The sequence below is a fragment of the Streptococcus sp. HMSC067H01 genome (genome assembly GCF_001814775.1).
In the GTDB taxonomy this organism is placed as follows: domain Bacteria; phylum Bacillota; class Bacilli; order Lactobacillales; family Streptococcaceae; genus Streptococcus.
This window is the reverse complement of the sequence record NZ_KV817804.1, coordinates 34,069-55,079: the sequence shown is the minus strand read 5'-3', so window position 1 is coordinate 55,079 and position 21,011 is coordinate 34,069. Positions and strand designations below refer to the sequence as shown.

The window sequence follows — 21,011 nt, the reverse complement described above, 5'->3', positions numbered from 1 at the left end:
ATTTATTCAACCAATAAATAGAAATCGTTTTAAATATAAATCAAAGACAAGAAAAGGAACTAAATAAATTAATTCCTTTAGATAGGCATAAGCAAATTCAACTATTCAAAATCGTATTTACTCATCACGCGCTACTTGGGCAGCTAGTTCAAAATCAGTCATCAAATAATTTTCATCTAGACGGATAAGACTATAATACTCATTCCAAAATAGAGAGTCACTGTTACTTGACCACTGTAATCCATACCACAATTGAGTGACATCACTTGTATGTGATGGGGGGATTGACCATAGATGCTTTTTGAAAGTTTCTTGAACAAGTGGAACATCCAGTCGACTAGTCAAGTCGAGTTCATCCAATTTCAAAATTATAGAATGTTCCTTAGCTGCTTCAATGCTTTCCTTGTTAAATCGGACCTGAATAACCTTAGAATCTTCTAGAACCACGTCCTTATCTTCTGCCCCGTAAAAGGAAATACTCCCAAGAACTATGCCATCTTTTGCAAAGAGATAGGGAGCGTAGGGAACAGCATTGCTATCAAGTCTGAAGCCTTTTTCGATAGTGACTGATTTATCTCCTGAATACTTTTGGAAATTGCCATCTGTCAGGAGGTCTTCGTAGTCGCTACCACCATCACCCTGTCTTACATAGATATAAAATCCAGCTTCTATCAGATCACTTGCTTTGGTTTCTGCTAACGTAATTTTACTTTCATTAATTTGCAAAATCGGTGCTTGAGGTGGCAAACCAATCGTGAGATTAAACATGACTCCTACTAGAAAGACCATAAAGGTTATAAGGAGGGCAAGTAAAGACTTTCCAGTCCTTTTTCTTGCATTGAAAAGAGCCATTATAGCTGGGAGGAGGATCATTTTAGCTAAAATAGAATTCCCCACACCACCTCTATTTAAGGTCTGAAAAGCAAAGATCCCTGCAATAGCAATCAGGGACAGGTAGACCAAAATCTCACCTAGACCCAGCTTTTCAGTTCGAGTTTGTTGGTTTACAGGCGTTTCGTACAATGACTGCCCATTCTCTTTCCTCTTTTTTAGAAAGAGATAAAAGCCCAGACCAAGTAGCAGATTAAAGATTGCAAAAACTATTAAAGTACCTATTATCGCCGTTCTAGCCATGGCTCTCTACTCCTTTATGTTATCTCTCAAATCTTATCTTTCTCTTTAGCACCCAATTCCCAACTAATAAAACCAGCAAGAAGAAGGGGCCGCCTTCTATGACCACAATGGGCAAAGCCAGTAGAGCAATCATCAAAAAACTAGCTTTCTTTTGCCGCCAACTACCGCCCCATTCTCCGTTTATCAATCCCCCAAAATAATCGATGTAGTCAATAAACCAAGTCAATAAGGGATTTTGAAAATCATTGAGCCTTAGGTAAATGAACATAGTAGAATTTAAAAAAACATAAAGAATTCCAAGGACTAGAATAATCTTTTGACTAGTTCGAGTAGCCTCTAGAAGGATTTTTTCTCTCTTCTCTGGTTTTATTTCTTTTAGACTTTCATTCTTACAAGAGAGTTTTTCAAATCTATAGACCAGAAATCGGTAGAGATAATACTTTTTTATATTACGCTTCATAAAAACCTCATTCTAGGTGGAGAAATCAATCGAAAATCATCTTCTAAACTTCTAATTTCAAGGAATTTCCTTCCAAATAGACGGCTTTTGACTCAGTGATTTTGATTTTTTGATCTTCTGAAAAGCCAATGGTTTCACCGTCCTTTAAGGTGACATTACTGCCTAAAACATACTGAAGAATAGACAATAGGAAATAATATAAGTCGTCGCTATCCATAGGGGAGTCGATAATTTCAATCTCAGTTTTTCCAAACTCTTTCAAACCATAAGTGTAAATACTAGTTTTATCTCCCTGGTTGATAATTCCCATATAAATCCAGAGTTGAAGGGGAAAGCATTCTTCTTTCAAAAGGTCAGCCAGGTCTAGATAAAGATCTTTGGGTAAGAGCAAGGTGGTAGAACCCTGATAAATACCAATAGCTGATTGACTAGTTTTTAGGATAGAGGCATTAACTTTAGTCAATAGGGAATAAGTTTCTACTGGCGAAAGATTGTCAGACAAAATAGAAACAATGGCATGCTGTGTATGCTCCTGTATCTCCTTCTCAACATCCTGCCAGAGGTAAGAATAGGCATACAATTCTTCAAATTCTTGACTTGGGATAGGCAAATCCATTAAAGCCAGCGCAACGAGAGCACCATCAATCACAAAGGTTGCACTAGAATCATCTCCAGAAACTTCAGAAATTTCAAGCGCCCAGTGAGATTTCAATTCCTGAACGACCTGGTCTAAAGAATAGGCCTGCTTGCCTTTGAAGAGGGGCATGGACAAGATCAGTTGTTTTTTCTTCTCTGATTTTTCTTTCTTACTAGTAAATAGATTTTTTAAAAAATTCATAGGACTTCTCCTTTATTTCATATCAGTTGGGAAGCAAAGCTATCTTGGTCAAAGTGAGTCGAGATACCAAGTTTCCTCATCCTCAAAACCGTAAAATTTCTCATCAAGTAGCCAATTTCCATCCACCAATCTAAGTACAAACTGATGCTTCATTTCTAAAGCTTCTTGATAATGGGTGATGACTCTTGCTTCTTCAGCTTTTGTCATGATAAAAGCTACAGAAAAATCATTCCTTTTAACATAGTTATACTCACTTGGGGAGCCATAAGAATTTCGAACTCCTCCTTCCAAGCATTTTTGAGTCACTCGTCCAGTTAGAAGTTGCATTTGCCTCTGAAAATAGTCATCCATAAGTTCATTCCACAAAGGGTGAAGCTGATTAGATGGGATGCCAAGGGCTTCTTTTTCCTTATCCAGTGCTCTGTTACGCTCAAAAATTTCCTCTTCTAACAAGGTTAAACTTTTGAGTAAATCAAGCAAGGGTGGGACGATTATTTCCACCATAGCTCGATAGTTTTCAGGGGTATTTTTATAGTTCACTCTCATGATTACTCTCTTAACTCTCCTGGATTAATTGCTTTACTTCTAAGTCTGAAAGTTGTCCTTCCATGTAGAGTTTCCTAAGTAAATCTTTATCAACTGTAATTTCATAATAGTCTGTCACAAACTCATGAAATCTCTCAAAGCTATCAAAGAGGTAAGATAGCAACCATTCAACGCCATCCTGATCTTGGTAAGTCTGTTGATGCGCGTGACCGTCATACCAGATAAAGAAGGTTGTTTCATCTTTTTGGTCTTCTGAATAAAGTGAGAGATACTTTTCATCCAGACTTTTATAAAAACCATCAATGACGTCTTGATTCCACTCATCAGCAGCAAACTGGCTTAAACTATTTTCATGATCAAAGCCTTTTATGAGGATCATTTTATCAGTCAAAATCACATCCAAAGAATCACCAGAGCCATTGTCAATAAGGTAGCGGAGTCCATAGTCTTCCTCAGTCTTAATCACGAGTCTGAGCCAATCCTCACTCGGATCTGTAAGATACTCATCAATAACTAGCAAGGCATCTAAGCGAGTCTTTATCTTGTCCCAATCAATCTTTCTCATCTCTAAAAACCTCCGTCTTATCCTTGCGATTTATCAAGATCACAAGCCCTATAGCGAGCTGTTAGATAGCCCGATAAGCTAATCTGAGGGATATTCCACTCATTGGGCAAATAAATCGAACAATCTACCTGATCACCTAGAGGGGAACTTGCTGAAAAGACATATCTTCCCAAATCTTTATTATTAGGATTTCTTTCAACTAGACTCAATCTGCTAGCATTGAACCAGCCTTTGAACAGTAACCAGATTTGCTCGGAATCTTCGTTTAATAGGGAGACTTTCAAGTTGTAACTGATTCCGACTCTACATCTTTTTTTGAATCCTGACTCATCAGCCTTACAAACTTTTATCGATCCCTTATCATATTGCCAGTTATCACTATCTAATAGGGGAAATTGAGCAGATAGGTTGTCTTTAAATCCCTGCATAGTATCTAACAAATCTTTGGAGGCAGCTTCGAATAATTCTAGTTCTTCCATAGTCTTCTCTTTAATTTTCATAGCTAATCACATTCCGATTTAATCTGCATCAACCCAGATCTGGTATTTTTGACAATGTAGACATCTGAAAAGGTAACCACAGATAGGCCCGTCTTTGACCAAGTAGTCTTCTACCTCTTGATATTCTTCACGCGCTTCATAGTCTGCCAAGACTTGCTCAGCGATTCCCATAGCTTTCAATTCTCGAGTTCCAACTGTACCTAAGTAAGCGCAGTAATCTTGACAGCAAGATAACCAATATTCACCCTGCCAACTAGAGTAGCCTGGGGTCTGACAAAAAAGCAGCTGATTCTTTTCTGGATCAAATTCACCCTGCCACTCGGCATCTTGGATAAATTCCGCATCAAATTTTTTGGCCGCTTGACCGTTTGCAATACAAAATGGGCAAAGGTATTCTATGTTGTCAATACAGTAAGGGATCAAGTCATAATAAACATTGCTTTCTTTCCCACAAGATGGACAAACCTTAGCTTCTCCTTCAACAAATGAACCTGTAGCTAAGGGATCTGGATGATAGATAAAATGCGGCAAGATCTTTAATAAGTCCTGTCTCTGCTTCTTCTCTCCTTTGCTTAGAGGACGAGGAAGGGCAAAACGATCGCCATGACTCTGACTCATTTCTTGTAATCGGCTCAGTTTCTTTAACTGTTTTCGGTCTGGTTTATCTAAGATATCGGTAAATAAGCTATAGGCACTAGTGTAGAGACCCAATTGTTCATAGAGGTCAACTAAGACTTTTTTAGCTTCTAAATCATCAGACTTAGCTAACTCATCAGCCAAATCATAAAGGGCTGCAACACTTGAAGGATTTCCATCTTTAGCATGGTATTCCCTTGTCCGGGTGATATATTCTTGTAAATATGGATTCATCTGACTACCTTCCTAATGTATGACCTAAAATCTTAACAAATAGTGACCAAGACATTTCCATTGAGCTCCAGAATCTTTTTGTAAAACTCTTTCATATTTACAAAACTAATTCGAATTTCATCCTTGATTTCTTCCTCTTCCTCAAGATAATCCCAAATATCAGGATACAAGTCTGCTTTTTTACAAGCTTCCATACTAAAGTTAGCCATAGCTCTGTCCATGTCAAAACTTTCTAAAGCTTCTACAATCTCGGCTATCTTGGTTTTTTCAGTATAGGCAATATATTCAGATACATCCTCTAGAGGAGTCACTCCTAAAACAGCTTCTCTCAAGGGATTGTCATCCAAAAATTCTGAACTACTAAATCCTGTCAAGACAAAGACCAAGGCATCCCACATTTTGTCGATATCTATTAAGATATCATGAGTATCAGCTAAGTCCTCAGCAAAGTCTAACAAGTCATCTTCTTGGTTAGAAAGAGCTTTTATTTGTTCTAATTCATTGTCTGGTAAATATTGATAATTGGCAATCATTCCCATGATTTTTCTCCTTTGAATCTTATAGGATAATACTGATGTTTTTAGCTCTATTTCTATAGAAAATGCTATAATGGAGCTAAGAAATTGTTTTATTGAATGTTAAATAGGGGGAAATAGTAATGTTCACTAGTATTGTTTTGGGTTTTTATGCTCTTTTCTTTCTATCCTTGTCCTTTACTATCTATCTCTATATCAGACTTGTAGTTGCGGTTAGAAAAGGGAAAGATGTCCCAAAATGGATCTATAAACTCGGCCATGCCATTCAAGGTAGAATTCACGTTGAATATGAAGAAATCACTGATGCTAATGCCCTTAAAGAGATTCGTTGGTTCTTTCTAATCTATCTAATCGTAAATCTACTGGTATTGGCTGTCTTCTACTATCATGGTAATAGCTTTCCTCAAGCCATTTATGAATGTTTGAAAAAACAATTTTTTATCGTACTTGTTAGTATGGTTTTAAAAAGTATTGGTAAATTTGTTGTACTGGCTATAAGAAAAAACTTTCAAAACAGTCATGCCTATGCATCAACCAACGCTTTTATAGGAACAGCTTTTTTAACGAGCTATGTTTTTATGTTTTGCATGATGATGAGTGGCCTTCCGGCTCAACCTGTTCCAGTAAGCATTCAAGATACCACTGTCATTATCGGTGAGACCAAGGCTTCCGAGCTTTTGGACCAAGGCTTTACCTTTGGAGATAAAGGCGCAGAGAGCTCCATCACCAATCCCAAAAACGACCACTTCTACTACGGTCAGCTTCTCGAAGTCAAGCGGGATGATCAGTCCTATGGCTTTATGAGCCTTACTCCTACGGGAAGAGATACCGATCAGCTCAAAAACTGCGTCATCACCTATTACAGAACACCTAAGGATAACAAGCAACTAGAAGAAATTTCAATCAATCATGTCAAGCTAGCAAATCTCAAGCTCCATGATTTTCAAACACGAAAATTAATCGATATCTTTGAAGTCAATCCTGCTGATTATAATATCTCTGATAAGGATACCAACTTTATCCTAACCATCCAAACAGCAGATTACGACCTCTGGAAAAGGTACCGGATTGAAGCCAAGTTTAATACAGATGGTTCCCTAGATAGTTATGGTGTCAGAGCCCAACACAGTCAATGGGAATGATTGACCATTTCCCCCTTTATCACATAGGCATTAAACTGGAAAAATATCGTCGACAAGCTTATAGGTTTCGATGAATCGAAGGCCAGAGGAACCTTTATCTCTAGTGATTTCTTCATAAACATCTTCTAAATTTTGGGCGGGTGCTAGCATCCAAAGACTAAAAGGTCTAAGTTTCACCTGTCCAATTTTTTCAATATTATCTAATAATTGCCCTAAATCTTTGTGATTGAACCAGCAATCTGTAACCAGAGCAAACTTTGTATTGTCCATCTTACAGGAGATATGACTGGTCAAAAAATCATCAATGGTGGGCTTTTTTGTCTGTAAGAGGCGCGTGCAAGCCAAATGGTACTCAAGCTTTCTAGGACTCTGCTCAACCAGAGATACAAAGACAAGACCATACTCATCTTGGAACTTAACAGCAAGGATATCCCCTTCTTCAAAGTAAGGTTTGCGTTTAGTTTTGGCTTTAGGAACCTTTAGAGGTCTAGGATTTTCAGTTTGCAACTGGAAAGCAAGTTTATCCAAGACCTTTTGCCTTTGCTTCAAAGCCTTTGGATCTATTTCCAACCAAAATGGATCAGCCCCTTTTTTGATAAGCTCTAAGGTTTTATCTCTGATATCATCTGTCAGGTGACCAATCTTCCACAGTGAATAGGCAAGAGCTGTCCAATAAATTTCTGTAAAAAAGTCTGTTTGGCAGTAATCATTCTCTGCATCGAGAATATCCTTGATGATATTGGCTACATGATCACCATCTCTATAGCGACCAACTACCTCATTGTAAATGTCATACCCTTGATCACTGTCAATGGTTTTAACGCCATCAATAGCCATACTCAACTCCTAATGTTCAATCGACATCTTATTTCTAAATCTCAAAACTTATTTAATCTTATGCTTGTTCATTTTCTCTTGGAAAATATCTGTAAGAATTTGTCGCAATTCTTGAGCTTCCTTTTCAGGAAGTTGTCCTTCTTGTTCAGCTACGGCGTATAATTCTGGATACTCAAGCGAGATTCTCTTGACAGTACGGGTAATAGCATGTTTTCTAACAAAAAATGGAATCCGTTTAATCATATCTTGAGGAATTAATGCGATAATCTTATCAGCAGTTTCCTTATCGTTCAGCTTAGAGAAAGTTAGTCCCTTTTTAATCATCTCTTGTTCTTTTTCTGTAAAATCTTTAATATCCATTGTGTCTCCTTATAACTATTTTATTTACTACTATTATACTATTTTTTTAATTGGTCGAATGAAATATCTCTATAAATCCTCTCTTTCCCAAGAACGGAATCTGTTGTAACAGGTAGTTTTTTCAGCAACTCTTGAATATCAATATCTTTGGGAAGAGGATTCAATACTCCCAGATTATTTTTCTGAAGGTGTGCTGCAAAGATAAACTCCCCCTTTTCCCAATCCATAGCACAATCATTGATAAGATCTACCTGCGACAGGTCCAGCAGTTCTTGCTCTTGCGCTATAAAAGTTTCGTAGATCAACTCAAAAATAGCTTCCTTATCAATTTTTACAACTCTTAATGTATGTTCATCCATGCTTGCCGTCCTCTAATCATATCAATTTAGCTATCATTCGATTGGTAACTTCTTATCCTACTCTTTAGGCAAATTATCCTATTTTTTAGAGTTGAACCCACTTATCATTATCCATAATAAAGGGCTTCGCTAGGCCTTCACCTGTATAGTTTTCATATTTTGTATCTAGATATTTGTAACAATCTTCCTTGGTCGCAAATTTGATGGCTTGATAAGGTTCCTCAAAGGTTAACTTTTCGACAAAGAGATAGCCATCCTCACTTGGTACAAGAATTCCAACATGACCGATAAAGAGGGATTGCCCATCCAAGTCATCATGGACTACAACAGATAGCATTCTTGCATTTTCATTAAACTTGAATTGAGAAAGGAACTGTTCCATCTTAGCTGCATGAACCTTAACATCTGTCGTCGCTTCAGTCTTGACTCTTGAGAATAAAATATCAAAAGCATCCTTGTCTTCTGCACCAAAGACCTTTCCCTTATCAATAGCGTCATTATCGACAAATAATAGGGAATCATCTTTTTCTAACTTTGGAATTTCGATGGAATTTCTCAATAAACAATAACTGTTGATACGACAGTTGGTACCTACAAAATCACCTTTTTTCGGAGTCCAAAGATTGGTAATTTTTTTAACGTCATAGTCTGTTTTGGTAAATGTAGAAAAATCTCCAGTTAAGCCTACTGAACCAACAGTATTGTTATAATCGTTGACAAGATTGAAAAATGCATCGACACTATCTTTATCCAAATGTGCAGCCAAGGCTTTTCGAACTTCTTCTGCACTTGGTTGACTGTTCATATTAGTATAGCTAGCCTTCCAAGAAACTTGACCAGACTGTGTTTTAGTTACTGAAGATTCTGTTGTTCCATCACTCGACTTTTGAACTTGACTACACGCCACTAAGGTCAAAAGAAGCGTTGAGCAAAGACCAATAGTCGCTAATCTTCTAAATTTCATAGGCTTTCCTTTGTTAAATAAATAGTACTTGTTAAAGCTTAAAAAGCTTATTCTTTCGGTTGAGAATAGACTTGAATATGCTGACCTAGCACCTTAATTTCTACTGGTAGGTCATCAGATTTGTCGCCGTCAACATCCGTTTCTAACTCAGTGTCTGAAGAGATTTTGATGTGACGAGCTTTAATGTACTCGATGTGATCATTTTCTACGACGTCCCCTTTTAATAAGTCAGGAATAACTGACAATTTAGTAAGAATTGATGCATCCTTAAGAATCAGAACGTTTGCATATCCATCCTTATCTTCATCAAAAATCTTCTTATCAGCAAAATAATTGGTTAGGAGAACTAAAACGTGACTTGCTTCTCCAATATAGTTTCCATTTTCAGTCTCAACTGTGATGTTAAACGCTTGATCTGTAACCACAGATTTCATGGTATTAATCGCATAGGCGAGCATGCCAAACTTTGTTTTATCTTCAATTCCAACATTATGGATGGCTTCTGGTAATGACCCAATACTAAAGATATAACCGAAATAGTTTCCATTTGATTTTCCGATATCAATCTTGTTTGTAGAATTGAAATCAAGCTCGTCAATAGCCCCGTCAATATCTTGATTGATTTCTAATAGTTTCGTAATGAGATTTCCAGTTCCTCCAGGTATAATTGCTAGTTTAGGAATATAGTCTCTTTCAGCGATACCTGAGATTACTTCATTGACAGTCCCATCTCCACCAAAAACAAGGACTGCATCATAATTCTCCCGAGAAGCTTCTGTGGCGAAGTTGGTTGCATCTTGCGCTTTTTGTGTAATTCTGGTATCGACTTGCTCAAAGTATTTTTTAGCCTTATTTTCTAACTTTTCCTTATAATCTAAAGCCTTTTCTCCACCAGAGGTTGGATTGATAATCAACATTATTTTTTGCATTTATTTTCTCCTCAATATCTATTTACATCCTTAGGCTATCAATATATCTTTTTTTGATACACTTTATTTTATAATGAAATTTTTAAAAACAAAAATTGAAAGTACTGAACTAAAATAGATACAATCATGAACTGTCTAAGAATTTTTCTTTCAAAATTGGAAAAATAGATTTGTGGAAAAAATTTTATCAAGTTACAAACTGAAGATATCATCTCATTCACTCTTTCTTCATATACATCAGTTTTTATTTTACTTTAAAACAAAACCTATACTTCTATTATTTTTTTAGCCACAAATGTTGTAAAAAACTAATATCTTTATAGGGTTTTAAATCACATACTGCAAGTTCAATCTTTGTCATTTCTTCTAACCAGTTTTCTTTGTTCTTAAATTCATTTGGTTGTAGACTGTAAAATGTTCGAATCCCCAAATAGTTTTCTAATTTAAGACCAGACAAAGCTAATAATTCCTCTATCGTATAAGTAGAACCACTTGCAAAAGATTGGCTCTCAAAATTTTCACCATTGAGTAAGCTAAATGCTTGATTGATGTCATTAGCAAAAACAACACTTTGTAGAACTTTTCCAACGTGATTATGCTTAATAATTGAAATCAAGCCATCATCTTTTAAAATTCTTTTGAACTCCAGAAGATAGTCTTTTCGGTCATTAGGATCTATATATTCTAAAACATTATGGCAAAGGACAAGATCAAAGGATTTATCCGTAAAACGAGCGAGTTGGTCAATACTTCCCCACAATTTTTCATAGGATGTGGAAGAGTTGGCATAGAGCATTTCCTCATTAGGTTCAACAGAAATAACTTGATTCTTGCGAGAGAGAAATTCACTGACCAAGCCAAATCCAGATCCAAAATCAAGAATTTTCTTACCTTCCAGATGAGCAAGTTGGGCAAAGGTTATTTCATATTGTATCTTTCCCCAAGGTTGTTTTAACATATTTCTATAATGTTCAAGATCAGATTTTTTACTTGTCATGTCTTACCTCATTGGAACTGATATTTTTCTTTACAATCATTTCTTCTAATAATTTACAGTAAACTGCCGGATTTTCAGTGATCTTACAACAGTGGTCATATCCTTGCCAAATATGAAATGTGGCATGAGGATACTTTTTTGGAAGAACTTTTTTAGCAGCTATCAAGTCGAATTCTTTTGAACCATAAAAGAAAACACATTTTTTTTGTTCCTCTGGCGTAAGGTTAGGCAAAGCTACGAAGGCACAATCATGGGAAATATGTTTGATGCTTTCTTCACCCATAGCAATGAAAGAATCCGCCATCATCTCTCCTTTTTCTCCATAAAGTGCAACCATCTTACGAACAGCTAGATCTCTATTTCGCAGAGCTTTTCTATGCTTTATTAACAATAAATACCTAGTAAATACATCAAGCAAAGGCGCTTTGGTCCATAAACTGACCCCTTCAAAAACAAGTTTCTCAAACTTGATGTCCTTGTAATTCAATAATTGCAGTAACACAACTCCACCCAAGGATGCGCCAAAGGCTAAACACAAGTCTTTTATATGATGAGCTTTTAGATAATCATAAATCATCTGGCTTTCCTTAAGAGCCGATTCGTAGATGAGCGAAGCTGATTGCCCATGCGCCGACAAATCCGGAATAATATATCTAAACTCTTGCCCCATCTGGTCTGCAATCAGGGACTTCATCCCTTGAGCCGATGATAACATCGGGTGGATTAACAATATCGTATCTTTCTGATTAGAATTAAGATCAAGAATGTTCATTATCTATCACCAGATTTCTTTCCTTTTTAGCCCTTATCCTTAAAGAACTTATACCATCCATTTATGATTTATTCAGATAAATGCTTCAATTATAATACCTTCACTTGAACCCCTTGCTTGTCGAAGGTTTTTTTGACATGTTCAAAATTACCGCTTATGATAGTCGCTTGCTTCAGATTTGGAAACTGTCGCAGTTCTTTAAGACTAACTTCATTTAGATCGAAACTATCATCTTCTCCATCCCACTGAGGAATCAAATTCAGATAAATTTCATTTCCTCCATCCATATAGATTTCTTGGACCTGTTCGGCATATTTCTTAGGTATAGGAAGATTCATCATATATTCAAGCGCTGGCTGAATTATCTCCATACTTTCTGTGTCGATATTCAACTCACTGGATTCCTCTGCAAAGTCAAAAATATTAAAAACAGGTTTCAAAACCTCTAAGTCATACATTAAAACCTGGATAATGGCTAGTTTAAAAGCTATATTTTCAAAGTACAACAGTTCTTCGTCAGTTTCTTTTAACTTGTAGCCTTCACGTTCACGTTTTATCTCTGGAAAATAAGAAATCGAAAGTGTGTCTGTGATGGTCCCTGCAATTCCATTAAAATTAGTTCCGTAAGGGGTCCATAAAATCAGGTTAAAATCCCCTACTCTATGCCTATCAGAAAAGAAATAAGGAGATTTTCCATCTGATAATACCACAGCTTGACATGGTTGCTTTGGCAATTCTTTCTCTCCAGTCATAGATTTTACAACATCGCCATAGTAGAGGAAAACAGTAGAAATCAAATGTTCCTCATCAATGTAGGTCTTACATTTTTTTAAATGATTATTAATTGAGAAAGAATGTCCAAATACAATTCCAGCTTTATCATAAATGTATTTGATAAACTTATTATCTCTTTTGACAACCTGATCAGGCTTCCCCAATACAGCTTCAATATCTTTCAAGGACAAAGGAAAAGATAAGCTGGTTCCGTTAATAATCATTGAATTGTTTTGAAGATTGATTTCAAGTTTTTTGTGTGTTTTTTTCTTAAAAAAATCAAACATATTATTACCTTTTCTTAAGTTTCTTCCAGATAAATCTTGACCGCTTGGTATTCCTGCTCTTTAGCATAGGCAAATACTTCTGAATTTCTAATGTAGTCAAAAATATTTTCCTCTAAATCTTCATCCCAGGTCGATTCATGAAATATTTCATTCTCTTGACATGCTTCATAGAAAATATCAAGGTGAACTTGATAAAACTCTTCATCTTCATTTGGGGCTTGCCTTACTAAGGATAGTTGAAACAAGGGCTTATCAGATATAGCTGTAAATGTCCCTGTTTCAAATAAAATCATCTCATCCTCAATAGGCTCACGACACAAGTCTTCAAAAATTGCTACTATATCCTCTAAGGGCATCTTATCGGTGATTCTTTCTCTTAAAAATTCAAGTGATTGCTTCATATTGCTCCTCTTTCTACATGTTTACCATTAGAAACTGACTAAAAATTAAAAGTAACCTATAACTCTAATAATCTCTATAAAGTAGTATATACCTATTACGATAGCTATCATAATTGCTAGAACAACTAAACCAATGATAATCCTTGCCCAGATATGCCTTTGTGCCTGTTCGATGACAAAAGCACTAAGAGACGCGAACGATAATCCAAAAGCAAGAAAGATAGATATGGCCCAAACAAACGGAATAGCTGTCATCCAAGGGTAGGGAAATGGTTGGCCGACTGGATGATTTTCTAAAATAAAATAAGTAATAATCGCAACTAGATACAAAAAAATATTCACGATATATAAATATTTAAAAACCTGACGTCTATGAAAGAATACCATCAATCCTAAGACGAAAATCATGATAAGGGGGATGAAAAGACGCCCCCAAATATAACTGTCATTAAACATAGCTAACTCCTATATCTTATGCAAAATCACTTTCAACTACCAATGCTGCAATTTGCTAATCTGGTCTCCCTTATTCCTGATGATTCCAAAGATATTTTTCTGAATGACACCAGCCAGAAATATAGTCTAGCATTTCTGCAAACAACTCTTTTATCATTCCATCTTGTAAGCTGTCATAGTATGTAAAAAATCTCTCATAAACTTGTGTCTCCTTCATACCTAGATGATGGATTTTCCTTAAAAGATCATACCCTAACTCCGCATATTCTTGATAATTTTCAGCTGTAACCTGATTCGAATATTCGATTATTTGAAGAAATAAGCTCTCAAATTCAGTCAACTTTCTCACCTCTGATCTAGCTTTTGACTCCATAAAATAACTAATCTTAACTTGGAAAAATCCTATTAAAAAATAGAATTCCTACACCCTTTATTATACTACATTAACAGAAAAAAAGACTGAACAAGATGGCTTTCACCCTAGTTTCAGTCTAGATCTTTTTGATAATCGGAATAGCCACTGTAAGGACGTCTATCCCAAAATTAATTCCATGTAAAAGGGTTAATAAATACATATGCTAGGAAGCTATGGAAATCATAAAATCTCCTAAGAACTAACCTGGCTCATCTTTTAATCTAACTTGATAGTTTCAGATAGGATAATTGCCCCAGTACCACTGACATCAAAAAATCCCACATCATGTTTTAAGGCTAACATGAGCATTGTATTATAGGCTGTTTCTGCTTGTGACCATGCAAATCCTGCATAGATAAGATTCTTACCAATACTATAGTCAGTAAAACGACTTTCCAGCTCTTGGTCATTCTCTAAAGCATCATCCATATCAAAGTCACCATTCATAGGAGGAAATAGTTTTATCATGTCCAGAAACCAACTTTTTAGTTTGCTTGAACTAACTTCAATTGAATCATAATCGTGGTCTTCCTTCCACTCCACTTGCTCCTCATACCATTCTAAAAATTCAGCTTTACTAGCTGGTGCGATTGATTTCTCAAATACTACTAAATCATAAGACATAGCTATACCTTTCTCTTTTATTATCATTACGCATATTTTCTCAATATCCTATACAGCTTCTCTCAACTATGCAAACTTTCAATCATGATTAAAACTAAAGATTGGGGATTGATTTCAAAGCCATCAGCAGTAATTCTGTTATTAAAATACTTGACCGCTTGATCATGATCAAGAAAGCGATTGTTACTAAGATACTGTTCAATCTCATCCAAGAGAAAAGCACTTTCTTTTAAAGATTTATCTTCAAAACTATTCGCATAATGGATGCTCTTCATCATTCGTTTGAGCTTAGTTTTAGGATAGCATTCTTTAAGTTTATCCCTTAAAGAAAGAACAAGATCCTCAAAGGATTGACTATCTATATCATCCTCTAACAAACCTGATATTATATTCTTTTCGTACATATCTTCGATTAGTTCTTTCAAAGCCTGTTTCAGGACAAGATTGCTTTCTTCAGAATTTGGTGTCATATAAAATTCTTTATCCATTATCTTTCTCACTAAATATATTAAAAATTATGATTTCCCACAAAAATATTTCAGTAAACTCTTTAAAAGCGAGCATTTTCAATTTTCATCTCACATTTTTTAAAATTTTTCGTGAGCAACTTCTTCAAAATAATCATCCAGATGATGGTAGATCTGCATATCTACTTCTGAACCATCTTGCAAAACTGCGAATACCTTCACTTTATCATCATTGACAAAGACGAAATTATGTTCACCAAAATAAGCCTGATAACCCTTGTCAATTAAGGTCCAAAGTTCATCTTTTTTTAAACCAAAAATATCTTTTTTTACAAGATAGGTTTTCCCGATTTCCATTTTCATGATAGATATTTCTCCTTAAGAAGCTAGATAGTGCTAGATGTTTCTCTTTACTGCTCAATCCGTCTACTCAAGCAGTAGCATACACTCACAAAGAACTTTGGTTGACTATTGAATATCTTCCATCGCTTCTTTCACATATCCTTCTACATCTTCAATCTCTACAAACATTGGGTCTAGGTGACATAAGAAGTGCCATTCTTCGTTGCCTTTTTTTCTATAGACAATCGCTTCGCCATCTTCACTTCCGAAATAGCTTCTGTCGACTTCATATCCACTGCCTTCTAAAAAGTCTTTTGCCTGATGATACTTGCTTTCTCTTGCTTCGACATAAGCTTTGACTTCATCGTTATTAACGACATAGGCATCGACTTTTGTAGCTCCTTCAATCACTTTATCGTTTTTAAGTGACAGATTCGAAATCTCTTTCCAAATAATTTCCACATTTTCCTCAGAATTAAACGAAAACCTAGATAAAGGGACAATATTTCCATTGAACACAATTTCCATATAATCGGGCAAGTGTTTAGGGTTAAAATACTCCACTTCAAACTCATCTTCTGTTTCTAAAGTATATCCAGGGATTTGAGCTACAAAGGCTTTCCCCTCCTCTAAAGAATCAAACACGACTAAATCTTTAGAAAAATCATTTTGGTACAATTCCAATATAACCATCTATCATCCTCTAATCTTAACTGTTTCTATTAATTCTGATCATTTTTACGTTATTACTATCTCAGCCTGTGGTACTTCTGTTGAAAAATAAAAGTAAGACATTAAATTTTGTTAATCTCCTGCTTAAACTTTAATTCAAGTATTTTATTATAACCTTCATAAAAACGATCTCTTGTTACCACTTCACCTGGATATTTCTCTTCTAGAAGTTCATAAATTTCAATTGGTCTAATCCCTTCTTCCGCCAAATCTTGAAGGAATGGACTGCATAGCCTCATCTCACCTTTACTCGATTGTTTTAATAAAACTCCGTATATAGGAATCTTAGTTAATAGATTATAGGTACTCTTTTTCATAATATTTATCTCCCACATAAATTCGGATTAATTAGCAAGCCTACTTGACAAAATGATGCTGCTCATAGCTTGACTTAATTTTAGAAAAGAGGCCAGTAACAAACTTAAGCCCAGCCTCTTAGATAATCATTTTTCTTTGTAGCAAATAATGTATGCTTTGATGAAATCACTACCCACGACAATGGTTAACGGAACACTCAAAACAACTTCATCAGTTTTGCCATTCTCATACTCTTGTCTTTCTTCAGGAGAGTATAGGTACATAGCTATTGAATAGGTGTTCCCAGCCTCCAAGTCAAGATCCATACTGATATTTTCTGATTTGATATTGATTGTTTGATTCAGTCGAGTCTCAGTCGTTTTATAAACGCCCTCGATTGTATATCTCCCTGGAACTAAAGCAACTACCCTTTCTAGGTTTTCTCCAGTTATTGGATTAAAGTCAGCAAGATTCCGTCCATTAATTTTAGTTTTTGAACAGTATAAATGAACAATAGCTTTATCACTATTATCACTAACAAAGCTAACAGCTTTTTTCTTTCTATTGCTATATACAATCATAAATCCAACAAAAAGCAAGAGCCAAAAGACAAGAAAAAATACAATAATATAAGTTGATTTCATCATATATCTCCTATATTTTCTTTACTTCTTAACTACATTATAGCACCAATCATTGAACAAAGCAAAAAGATATACTAAATGCAAGTAATTGTTTTGGGACTTCTATTTCAACTCCTTTTTGTCACCTTTAAATAGCTGTTTTCACAAGCATTTTCATTTATATTAAGTAAACGAGATCACTAGAATAAATCTTTAATCAATAATTTTTATAAAGCGCTTGCTCATGACCTTACGTCATGATGTATAATATATATTAGGAGGTGAGAATGATGGCAAAATTCAGAGTAATCCCAGAAGGGTTTATGACAGTTGGGGAAGTTGCCAAGAAAATGGGAGTTACAGTCCGAACTCTACAATACTACGATAAAGAAGAATTGCTTTCCCCGTCTGCAGAAAGTGAGGGAGGACGTAGGCTTTATACCGATAAAGATCTAGTTATGCTTCATCAGATTATATCATTGAAATCACTTGGTTTTTCTCTGAAGGACATAAAGGGGCGTTTGAACTCTTTGAAAACTCCAGCTGAAGTTGCAAATGCTCTTACAGAGCAAGCAGATGATATTCGCCAAAAAATAGAACAGCTTCAGGCATCATTGTCAGAAATAGAGCAGTTAAAAGTTGAAGTTTTACAAATACAGACGGTTGACTTTAAAAAGTATGCAGATATTATTGTCAATTTACAAATGAAGAATGAATCTTACTCTCTGATTAAACGTTTTGATGATGATACGCTGGATCACATACGCAGTCGATTTGACAAGAAAAGCGGACTAAACTTTATGGACAGATTTAATCGCCTAAGTGATGAGATTGTGCGTCTCCAAAAAGAAAAGGTACCGGCTGAAAGCGAACAATGCCAACAAGTCGTTCAAGAATACTGGGGCTTGATCATGGAGTTTACAAATGGAGATATGACTATGCTTCCGAAGTTGATGGAAGTCGGTAATATTGATATCGCTATTAACGCTTGGGAGGAAAAGCAAAAAATCGTTAACTCATATTTAGAGCCCGCTTTGAAAGTTTATTTTTCAAGACTTGGAACCAATCCCTTTGAGGAGGTGTAGCCATGAAATACGCAATAGAGGTTCGTGATCTAAATAAGAATTACGGCTGTCATGGGGTCCTAAAAGGTCTTAATTTTCAAATCGTAAAGGGAGAAATTTTCGCTTTACTTGGTGTGAATGGTGCTGGGAAAACAACAACGCTTGAATGTATTGAAGGTCTGAGAAAATATGATGGAGGCTCTATTGTTGTAAACGGCAAAATGGGAATTCAATTTCAGTCATCTTCTTTACCCGCTCATATTAAACCTATGGAAGCGATAAAGCTCTTTGCAAAATGGAATCAAACAAAAATTGATGATAATATGCTTAAAGCTCTGAAAATAAAAGAAATTGAGAAGTTACAATACCTGCAATTATCCACAGGACAAAAAAGAAGACTACATCTCGCTCTTGCACTTATCGGCAATCCCGATATTATTTTTCTCGATGAACCGACAGCGGGACTTGATGTTGAAGCAAGACTAGCCCTCCACGAACAAATACGGAATCTCAAATCACAAGGGAAAACAATCATTTTGGCAAGTCATGATATGGCTGAAGTTGAGACCTTATGTGACCGCATTGCTATTTTGAACAGTGGAAAAATTGTCTTTTGTGGCACTCCTTCAGAACTGACAGACAAGGTTGGAAGAAGATATTATATCCATTTGAAGACTCAAGAAGCAGAGAAGTCTTTTGAAACGACCAATATTGAGGATACCTTAATTTCATTATTGACTGAATTCAAGCAGAAAAAAATCCAGGTATTGGATATTAAGGTTGATCGTGGCACACTGGAGCAGCATTTCATCAAAATGGCAAGGAGGGAATCAGAATGAACTGTTTTCTATATAGTCTAGTATTACAGTGGAAATTAGATATACGAAGCAAATCTCTCTTGGTTACTTTCTATATTGTACCGCTTCTTTTCTTTCTTATCATGGGTGGTATTTTTACTTCCGTTATGCCTGGGATGGGAAGCACACTCATACAGTCTATGATAGTCATGAGTGTTTCAATGGGGGCCTTTCTTGGCTTGCCACCTTCATTGGTTGAAATTTATGGAAGCGACATTAAAAAAATCTATAATGCAAATGGAGTGCCTATTTATTTAGGATTGCTAACTATGGTTCTCTCGGCTTTTGTCCATTTGATGATGACCAGCATTGTGATCCTGCTACTTGCCCCTATTTTATTTAAAGCAAGTCTACCGACTCAACTTCCGATTTTTTTACTTTCACTCACCATCTATATTATTGTATCATTGAGTATTGGATGTATACTGGGACTTACTTTAAAAAACCAGGCAAAGCTGACCATGTTAGCTCAACTTGTATTTTTGCCTTCAATTATGCTTTCGGGGATTATGTTTCCAATTAGTTTGCTACCTGATTTTCTTCAAGTAATAGGCCATGTTTTTCCGGCTTATTGGGGATACCGTTTGATGTTAGATAAAGGGCTTCGACTTGAAAATCTATGGTATTTGATTCTGGTATCTTGTATAGCAGTAATAACATGCATTTTACTAATGAATAAACAAAAATCTGAGTAAATCAACGTGAATCCATGGTAACATTAACTTTAAAACAAAAGCGACGAGATAAGAAACAATCTCGTCGCTTTGCTATTTTTCAGTGGTCAAGCTCATGACTTGGTTAAGTTTATTTCTGCCTTTTCTTCTCAAAAGATGATAACTCTTTACCCTAGTATTTGCTCAACTTCCATAATCTTATCTTTCAGAGTTTAATACTAACTAGTTAGCATCCGTTATGATATTGAAACTTCTTTCTCCCACCGTCTGAACACATCTTTTAAGGGCTCATCTAGATAGGTATAGGCCTTGTCCTTAATCCACTCAGGAATTCCATAAGCTGCTTCGGCGATACTTCCTGTGATTGCAGCAAGAGTATCACTATCCCCACCAAGGGAAATCGCATTTCGAATCGCATCTTCAAAATCTGTACTCTCCAAAAAGGCAACGATAGCTTGAGGAACCGTATCCTGACACGTTTCATTGAAACGGTACGTAGGTCGAATTTCATCTAGTGTTTGAGAAAGATTATATCCATACTCTTGTTCTATGTGCTCCTTGATGAGTCTCTTACACTCCATAGGATTATCGTTGATCGCTTTTCCATAGTCACCACTATAACCTCCAAAGTAATAACGACACATAAAGATAGCATCAGACGTCGCCATAGCTCCTTTGATCCCCTCTGGATGGTTATGAGTCACCTCTGCAGAAAGTCGTGCAAGAGCTCTTCTGGACGGCCAGGCTCCCGTTCGTGCACAGAAACTACAATCCATGGCCCAGGCACATGGAGAAACACGCATTGCTGAGCCATTGCCAAAGCTATTATAAGGTTCTCGATCGTCGCCATCAACCCAATTACCAAATCTTGCACCGTAACCTGCATCGGGATACATCCTACCATATTTTTTCATGGCATCAATAAAGTCATCCTTCTGACCGCCATTCATAATGGCTTCTGCAACAGCACAGGTCATAACCGTATCATCAGTGAAAAAACAATCCTCACGAAATAAAGGAAAATTCTTGGTTTTAATATTGTCCCATTCGTAAACAGAACCTACAATATCTCCAACTATTGCTCCTAGCATAAGATTCCTCCTTGTTATATATTGGAGGTGTAACTATCAACTATAAATTTTATTTCTCTACTAACTAAATTCATACAACTAAAATATACATACTTAGT

Annotated in this window: 30 protein-coding genes; 4 read left to right on the top strand and 26 right to left on the bottom strand. The window is 35.9% G+C overall.

Annotated features, from left to right (window positions below):
- Positions 1–117: 117 nt before the first annotated feature.
- From HMPREF2987_RS08225 to HMPREF2987_RS08190, 8 genes are read right to left on the bottom strand one after another with little or no spacing between them, the layout of a single operon-like run.
- A complete protein-coding gene (locus tag HMPREF2987_RS08225) occupies positions 118–1,134 on the bottom strand; it encodes a hypothetical protein (protein ID WP_075230117.1) in 1,017 nt (338 codons plus the stop codon).
- Between the two features lie 19 nt (positions 1,135–1,153).
- Positions 1,154–1,594: a hypothetical protein gene (locus HMPREF2987_RS08220; protein ID WP_075230116.1), complete on the bottom strand. Its 441-nt coding sequence runs from the start codon at positions 1,592–1,594 to the stop codon at positions 1,154–1,156.
- A gap of 43 nt (positions 1,595–1,637) precedes the next feature.
- Positions 1,638–2,432 carry a DUF4261 domain-containing protein gene (locus HMPREF2987_RS08215; RefSeq protein ID WP_075230115.1) on the bottom strand — a complete coding sequence of 265 codons (795 nt, stop codon included), beginning with the start codon at positions 2,430–2,432 and terminating at the stop codon, positions 1,638–1,640.
- Positions 2,433–2,480: 48 nt separating this feature from the next.
- A complete protein-coding gene (locus tag HMPREF2987_RS08210) occupies positions 2,481–2,978 on the bottom strand; it encodes a hypothetical protein (protein ID WP_075230114.1) in 498 nt (165 codons plus the stop codon).
- A gap of 10 nt (positions 2,979–2,988) precedes the next feature.
- The gene (locus tag HMPREF2987_RS08205; RefSeq protein ID WP_075230113.1) at positions 2,989–3,543 is read right to left on the bottom strand and encodes a hypothetical protein; all 555 of its coding nucleotides are present in this window, start codon (positions 3,541–3,543) and stop codon (positions 2,989–2,991) included.
- A gap of 17 nt (positions 3,544–3,560) precedes the next feature.
- Complete coding sequence (locus tag HMPREF2987_RS08200) at positions 3,561–4,043, bottom strand: hypothetical protein (protein ID WP_180364512.1); 483 nt, start codon at positions 4,041–4,043, stop codon at positions 3,561–3,563.
- 18 nt (positions 4,044–4,061) lie between these two features.
- Positions 4,062–4,913: a CbrC family protein gene (locus HMPREF2987_RS08195; RefSeq protein ID WP_075230111.1), complete on the bottom strand. Its 852-nt coding sequence runs from the start codon at positions 4,911–4,913 to the stop codon at positions 4,062–4,064.
- A 32-nt stretch (positions 4,914–4,945) separates the two neighbouring features.
- Positions 4,946–5,452 (bottom strand): YfbM family protein, encoded by a 507-nt coding sequence (locus HMPREF2987_RS08190; protein WP_075230110.1) that lies wholly within the window; start codon positions 5,450–5,452, stop codon positions 4,946–4,948.
- Between the two features lie 119 nt (positions 5,453–5,571).
- On the opposite strand from HMPREF2987_RS08190, the gene HMPREF2987_RS08185 reads away from it, so the two are divergent.
- The gene (locus HMPREF2987_RS08185; RefSeq protein WP_075230109.1) at positions 5,572–6,591 is read left to right on the top strand and encodes a hypothetical protein; all 1,020 of its coding nucleotides are present in this window, start codon (positions 5,572–5,574) and stop codon (positions 6,589–6,591) included.
- A gap of 30 nt (positions 6,592–6,621) precedes the next feature.
- On the opposite strand, the gene HMPREF2987_RS08180 is transcribed toward HMPREF2987_RS08185, so the two are convergent.
- From HMPREF2987_RS08180 to HMPREF2987_RS08100, 17 genes are all read right to left on the bottom strand, one after another.
- The gene (locus HMPREF2987_RS08180; protein ID WP_075230108.1) at positions 6,622–7,428 is read right to left on the bottom strand and encodes a hypothetical protein; all 807 of its coding nucleotides are present in this window, start codon (positions 7,426–7,428) and stop codon (positions 6,622–6,624) included.
- Between the two features lie 48 nt (positions 7,429–7,476).
- Positions 7,477–7,788 carry a hypothetical protein gene (locus HMPREF2987_RS08175; protein WP_000351658.1) on the bottom strand — a complete coding sequence of 104 codons (312 nt, stop codon included), beginning with the start codon at positions 7,786–7,788 and terminating at the stop codon, positions 7,477–7,479.
- 38 nt (positions 7,789–7,826) lie between these two features.
- Positions 7,827–8,147, bottom strand: coding sequence for a hypothetical protein (locus tag HMPREF2987_RS08170; RefSeq protein ID WP_075230107.1), 321 nt, complete (start codon positions 8,145–8,147; stop codon positions 7,827–7,829).
- A gap of 85 nt (positions 8,148–8,232) precedes the next feature.
- Positions 8,233–9,111, bottom strand: coding sequence for a DUF4300 family protein (locus HMPREF2987_RS08165; RefSeq protein WP_075230106.1), 879 nt, complete (start codon positions 9,109–9,111; stop codon positions 8,233–8,235).
- A gap of 47 nt (positions 9,112–9,158) precedes the next feature.
- On the bottom strand, positions 9,159–10,040 hold the full coding sequence (locus HMPREF2987_RS08160) for a diacylglycerol/lipid kinase family protein (RefSeq protein WP_075230105.1): 882 nt from the start codon (positions 10,038–10,040) through the stop codon (positions 9,159–9,161).
- Positions 10,041–10,317: 277 nt separating this feature from the next.
- Positions 10,318–11,037, bottom strand: a complete 720-nt coding sequence (locus tag HMPREF2987_RS08155; protein ID WP_075230104.1) for a class I SAM-dependent methyltransferase — start codon at positions 11,035–11,037, stop codon at positions 10,318–10,320.
- Complete coding sequence (locus HMPREF2987_RS08150) at positions 11,027–11,809, bottom strand: alpha/beta hydrolase (protein WP_075230103.1); 783 nt, start codon at positions 11,807–11,809, stop codon at positions 11,027–11,029. The genes HMPREF2987_RS08155 and HMPREF2987_RS08150 overlap by 11 nt, the downstream gene beginning before the upstream one ends.
- Positions 11,810–11,898: 89 nt before the next feature.
- Entirely contained in the window at positions 11,899–12,870 is a 972-nt protein-coding gene (locus HMPREF2987_RS08145) for a DUF6892 domain-containing protein (RefSeq protein ID WP_257375201.1), read from the bottom strand.
- Positions 12,871–12,884: 14 nt separating this feature from the next.
- On the bottom strand, positions 12,885–13,271 hold the full coding sequence (locus tag HMPREF2987_RS08140; protein WP_075230102.1) for a hypothetical protein: 387 nt from the start codon (positions 13,269–13,271) through the stop codon (positions 12,885–12,887).
- Positions 13,272–13,316: 45 nt separating this feature from the next.
- Entirely contained in the window at positions 13,317–13,727 is a 411-nt protein-coding gene (locus HMPREF2987_RS08135) for a hypothetical protein (protein ID WP_075230101.1), read from the bottom strand.
- A 70-nt stretch (positions 13,728–13,797) separates the two neighbouring features.
- On the bottom strand, positions 13,798–14,067 hold the full coding sequence (locus HMPREF2987_RS08130) for a hypothetical protein (RefSeq protein WP_075230196.1): 270 nt from the start codon (positions 14,065–14,067) through the stop codon (positions 13,798–13,800).
- Between the two features lie 291 nt (positions 14,068–14,358).
- A complete protein-coding gene (locus tag HMPREF2987_RS08125; RefSeq protein WP_075230100.1) occupies positions 14,359–14,766 on the bottom strand; it encodes a hypothetical protein in 408 nt (135 codons plus the stop codon).
- A 62-nt stretch (positions 14,767–14,828) separates the two neighbouring features.
- Positions 14,829–15,254 carry a hypothetical protein gene (locus HMPREF2987_RS08120; RefSeq protein ID WP_083312440.1) on the bottom strand — a complete coding sequence of 142 codons (426 nt, stop codon included), beginning with the start codon at positions 15,252–15,254 and terminating at the stop codon, positions 14,829–14,831.
- A 99-nt stretch (positions 15,255–15,353) separates the two neighbouring features.
- Positions 15,354–15,596, bottom strand: a complete 243-nt coding sequence (locus HMPREF2987_RS08115; RefSeq protein WP_075230098.1) for a phosphohydrolase — start codon at positions 15,594–15,596, stop codon at positions 15,354–15,356.
- 105 nt (positions 15,597–15,701) lie between these two features.
- Complete coding sequence (locus HMPREF2987_RS08110) at positions 15,702–16,268, bottom strand: hypothetical protein (protein WP_075230097.1); 567 nt, start codon at positions 16,266–16,268, stop codon at positions 15,702–15,704.
- A 101-nt stretch (positions 16,269–16,369) separates the two neighbouring features.
- Positions 16,370–16,624 (bottom strand): hypothetical protein, encoded by a 255-nt coding sequence (locus HMPREF2987_RS08105; protein ID WP_006153970.1) that lies wholly within the window; start codon positions 16,622–16,624, stop codon positions 16,370–16,372.
- Positions 16,625–16,750: 126 nt separating this feature from the next.
- Positions 16,751–17,248: a hypothetical protein gene (locus HMPREF2987_RS08100; RefSeq protein WP_083312439.1), complete on the bottom strand. Its 498-nt coding sequence runs from the start codon at positions 17,246–17,248 to the stop codon at positions 16,751–16,753.
- Between the two features lie 266 nt (positions 17,249–17,514).
- Between HMPREF2987_RS08100 and HMPREF2987_RS08095 the strand changes: the two genes are divergently transcribed.
- Genes HMPREF2987_RS08095 through HMPREF2987_RS08085 form a run of 3 tightly spaced genes read left to right on the top strand, consistent with a single transcriptional unit; the run spans position 17,515 to position 19,843 of the window.
- Positions 17,515–18,312: a MerR family transcriptional regulator gene (locus tag HMPREF2987_RS08095; RefSeq protein ID WP_075230095.1), complete on the top strand. Its 798-nt coding sequence runs from the start codon at positions 17,515–17,517 to the stop codon at positions 18,310–18,312.
- A gap of 2 nt (positions 18,313–18,314) precedes the next feature.
- Positions 18,315–19,130: an ABC transporter ATP-binding protein gene (locus HMPREF2987_RS08090; protein ID WP_075230094.1), complete on the top strand. Its 816-nt coding sequence runs from the start codon at positions 18,315–18,317 to the stop codon at positions 19,128–19,130.
- A complete protein-coding gene (locus HMPREF2987_RS08085) occupies positions 19,127–19,843 on the top strand; it encodes an ABC transporter permease (RefSeq protein WP_075230093.1) in 717 nt (238 codons plus the stop codon). Before HMPREF2987_RS08090 ends, HMPREF2987_RS08085 begins: the two co-directional genes overlap by 4 nt.
- A 215-nt stretch (positions 19,844–20,058) precedes the next feature.
- Here HMPREF2987_RS08085 and HMPREF2987_RS08080 read toward each other — a convergent pair whose 3' ends face one another.
- Positions 20,059–20,913, bottom strand: coding sequence for an ADP-ribosylglycohydrolase family protein (locus HMPREF2987_RS08080; RefSeq protein ID WP_075230092.1), 855 nt, complete (start codon positions 20,911–20,913; stop codon positions 20,059–20,061).
- Positions 20,914–21,011 lie beyond the last annotated feature (98 nt).

Coding starts and splice junctions, on each gene's coding strand:
- HMPREF2987_RS08225 (WP_075230117.1), bottom strand. CDS start 1,134: ATGGCTAGAACGGCGATAATAGGTACTTTAATAGTTTTTGCAATCTTT.
- HMPREF2987_RS08220 (WP_075230116.1), bottom strand. CDS start 1,594: ATGAAGCGTAATATAAAAAAGTATTATCTCTACCGATTTCTGGTCTAT.
- HMPREF2987_RS08215 (WP_075230115.1), bottom strand. CDS start 2,432: ATGAATTTTTTAAAAAATCTATTTACTAGTAAGAAAGAAAAATCAGAG.
- HMPREF2987_RS08210 (WP_075230114.1), bottom strand. CDS start 2,978: ATGAGAGTGAACTATAAAAATACCCCTGAAAACTATCGAGCTATGGTG.
- HMPREF2987_RS08205 (WP_075230113.1), bottom strand. CDS start 3,543: ATGAGAAAGATTGATTGGGACAAGATAAAGACTCGCTTAGATGCCTTG.
- HMPREF2987_RS08200 (WP_180364512.1), bottom strand. CDS start 4,043: ATGAAAATTAAAGAGAAGACTATGGAAGAACTAGAATTATTCGAAGCT.
- HMPREF2987_RS08195 (WP_075230111.1), bottom strand. CDS start 4,913: ATGAATCCATATTTACAAGAATATATCACCCGGACAAGGGAATACCAT.
- HMPREF2987_RS08190 (WP_075230110.1), bottom strand. CDS start 5,452: ATGGGAATGATTGCCAATTATCAATATTTACCAGACAATGAATTAGAA.
- HMPREF2987_RS08185 (WP_075230109.1), top strand. CDS start 5,572: ATGTTCACTAGTATTGTTTTGGGTTTTTATGCTCTTTTCTTTCTATCC.
- HMPREF2987_RS08180 (WP_075230108.1), bottom strand. CDS start 7,428: ATGGCTATTGATGGCGTTAAAACCATTGACAGTGATCAAGGGTATGAC.
- HMPREF2987_RS08175 (WP_000351658.1), bottom strand. CDS start 7,788: ATGGATATTAAAGATTTTACAGAAAAAGAACAAGAGATGATTAAAAAG.
- HMPREF2987_RS08170 (WP_075230107.1), bottom strand. CDS start 8,147: ATGGATGAACATACATTAAGAGTTGTAAAAATTGATAAGGAAGCTATT.
- HMPREF2987_RS08165 (WP_075230106.1), bottom strand. CDS start 9,111: ATGAAATTTAGAAGATTAGCGACTATTGGTCTTTGCTCAACGCTTCTT.
- HMPREF2987_RS08160 (WP_075230105.1), bottom strand. CDS start 10,040: ATGCAAAAAATAATGTTGATTATCAATCCAACCTCTGGTGGAGAAAAG.
- HMPREF2987_RS08155 (WP_075230104.1), bottom strand. CDS start 11,037: ATGACAAGTAAAAAATCTGATCTTGAACATTATAGAAATATGTTAAAA.
- HMPREF2987_RS08150 (WP_075230103.1), bottom strand. CDS start 11,809: ATGAACATTCTTGATCTTAATTCTAATCAGAAAGATACGATATTGTTA.
- HMPREF2987_RS08145 (WP_257375201.1), bottom strand. CDS start 12,870: ATGTTTGATTTTTTTAAGAAAAAAACACACAAAAAACTTGAAATCAAT.
- HMPREF2987_RS08140 (WP_075230102.1), bottom strand. CDS start 13,271: ATGAAGCAATCACTTGAATTTTTAAGAGAAAGAATCACCGATAAGATG.
- HMPREF2987_RS08135 (WP_075230101.1), bottom strand. CDS start 13,727: ATGTTTAATGACAGTTATATTTGGGGGCGTCTTTTCATCCCCCTTATC.
- HMPREF2987_RS08125 (WP_075230100.1), bottom strand. CDS start 14,766: ATGTCTTATGATTTAGTAGTATTTGAGAAATCAATCGCACCAGCTAGT.
- HMPREF2987_RS08120 (WP_083312440.1), bottom strand. CDS start 15,254: ATGGATAAAGAATTTTATATGACACCAAATTCTGAAGAAAGCAATCTT.
- HMPREF2987_RS08115 (WP_075230098.1), bottom strand. CDS start 15,596: ATGAAAATGGAAATCGGGAAAACCTATCTTGTAAAAAAAGATATTTTT.
- HMPREF2987_RS08110 (WP_075230097.1), bottom strand. CDS start 16,268: ATGGTTATATTGGAATTGTACCAAAATGATTTTTCTAAAGATTTAGTC.
- HMPREF2987_RS08105 (WP_006153970.1), bottom strand. CDS start 16,624: ATGAAAAAGAGTACCTATAATCTATTAACTAAGATTCCTATATACGGA.
- HMPREF2987_RS08100 (WP_083312439.1), bottom strand. CDS start 17,248: ATGAAATCAACTTATATTATTGTATTTTTTCTTGTCTTTTGGCTCTTG.
- HMPREF2987_RS08095 (WP_075230095.1), top strand. CDS start 17,515: ATGATGGCAAAATTCAGAGTAATCCCAGAAGGGTTTATGACAGTTGGG.
- HMPREF2987_RS08090 (WP_075230094.1), top strand. CDS start 18,315: ATGAAATACGCAATAGAGGTTCGTGATCTAAATAAGAATTACGGCTGT.
- HMPREF2987_RS08085 (WP_075230093.1), top strand. CDS start 19,127: ATGAACTGTTTTCTATATAGTCTAGTATTACAGTGGAAATTAGATATA.
- HMPREF2987_RS08080 (WP_075230092.1), bottom strand. CDS start 20,913: ATGCTAGGAGCAATAGTTGGAGATATTGTAGGTTCTGTTTACGAATGG.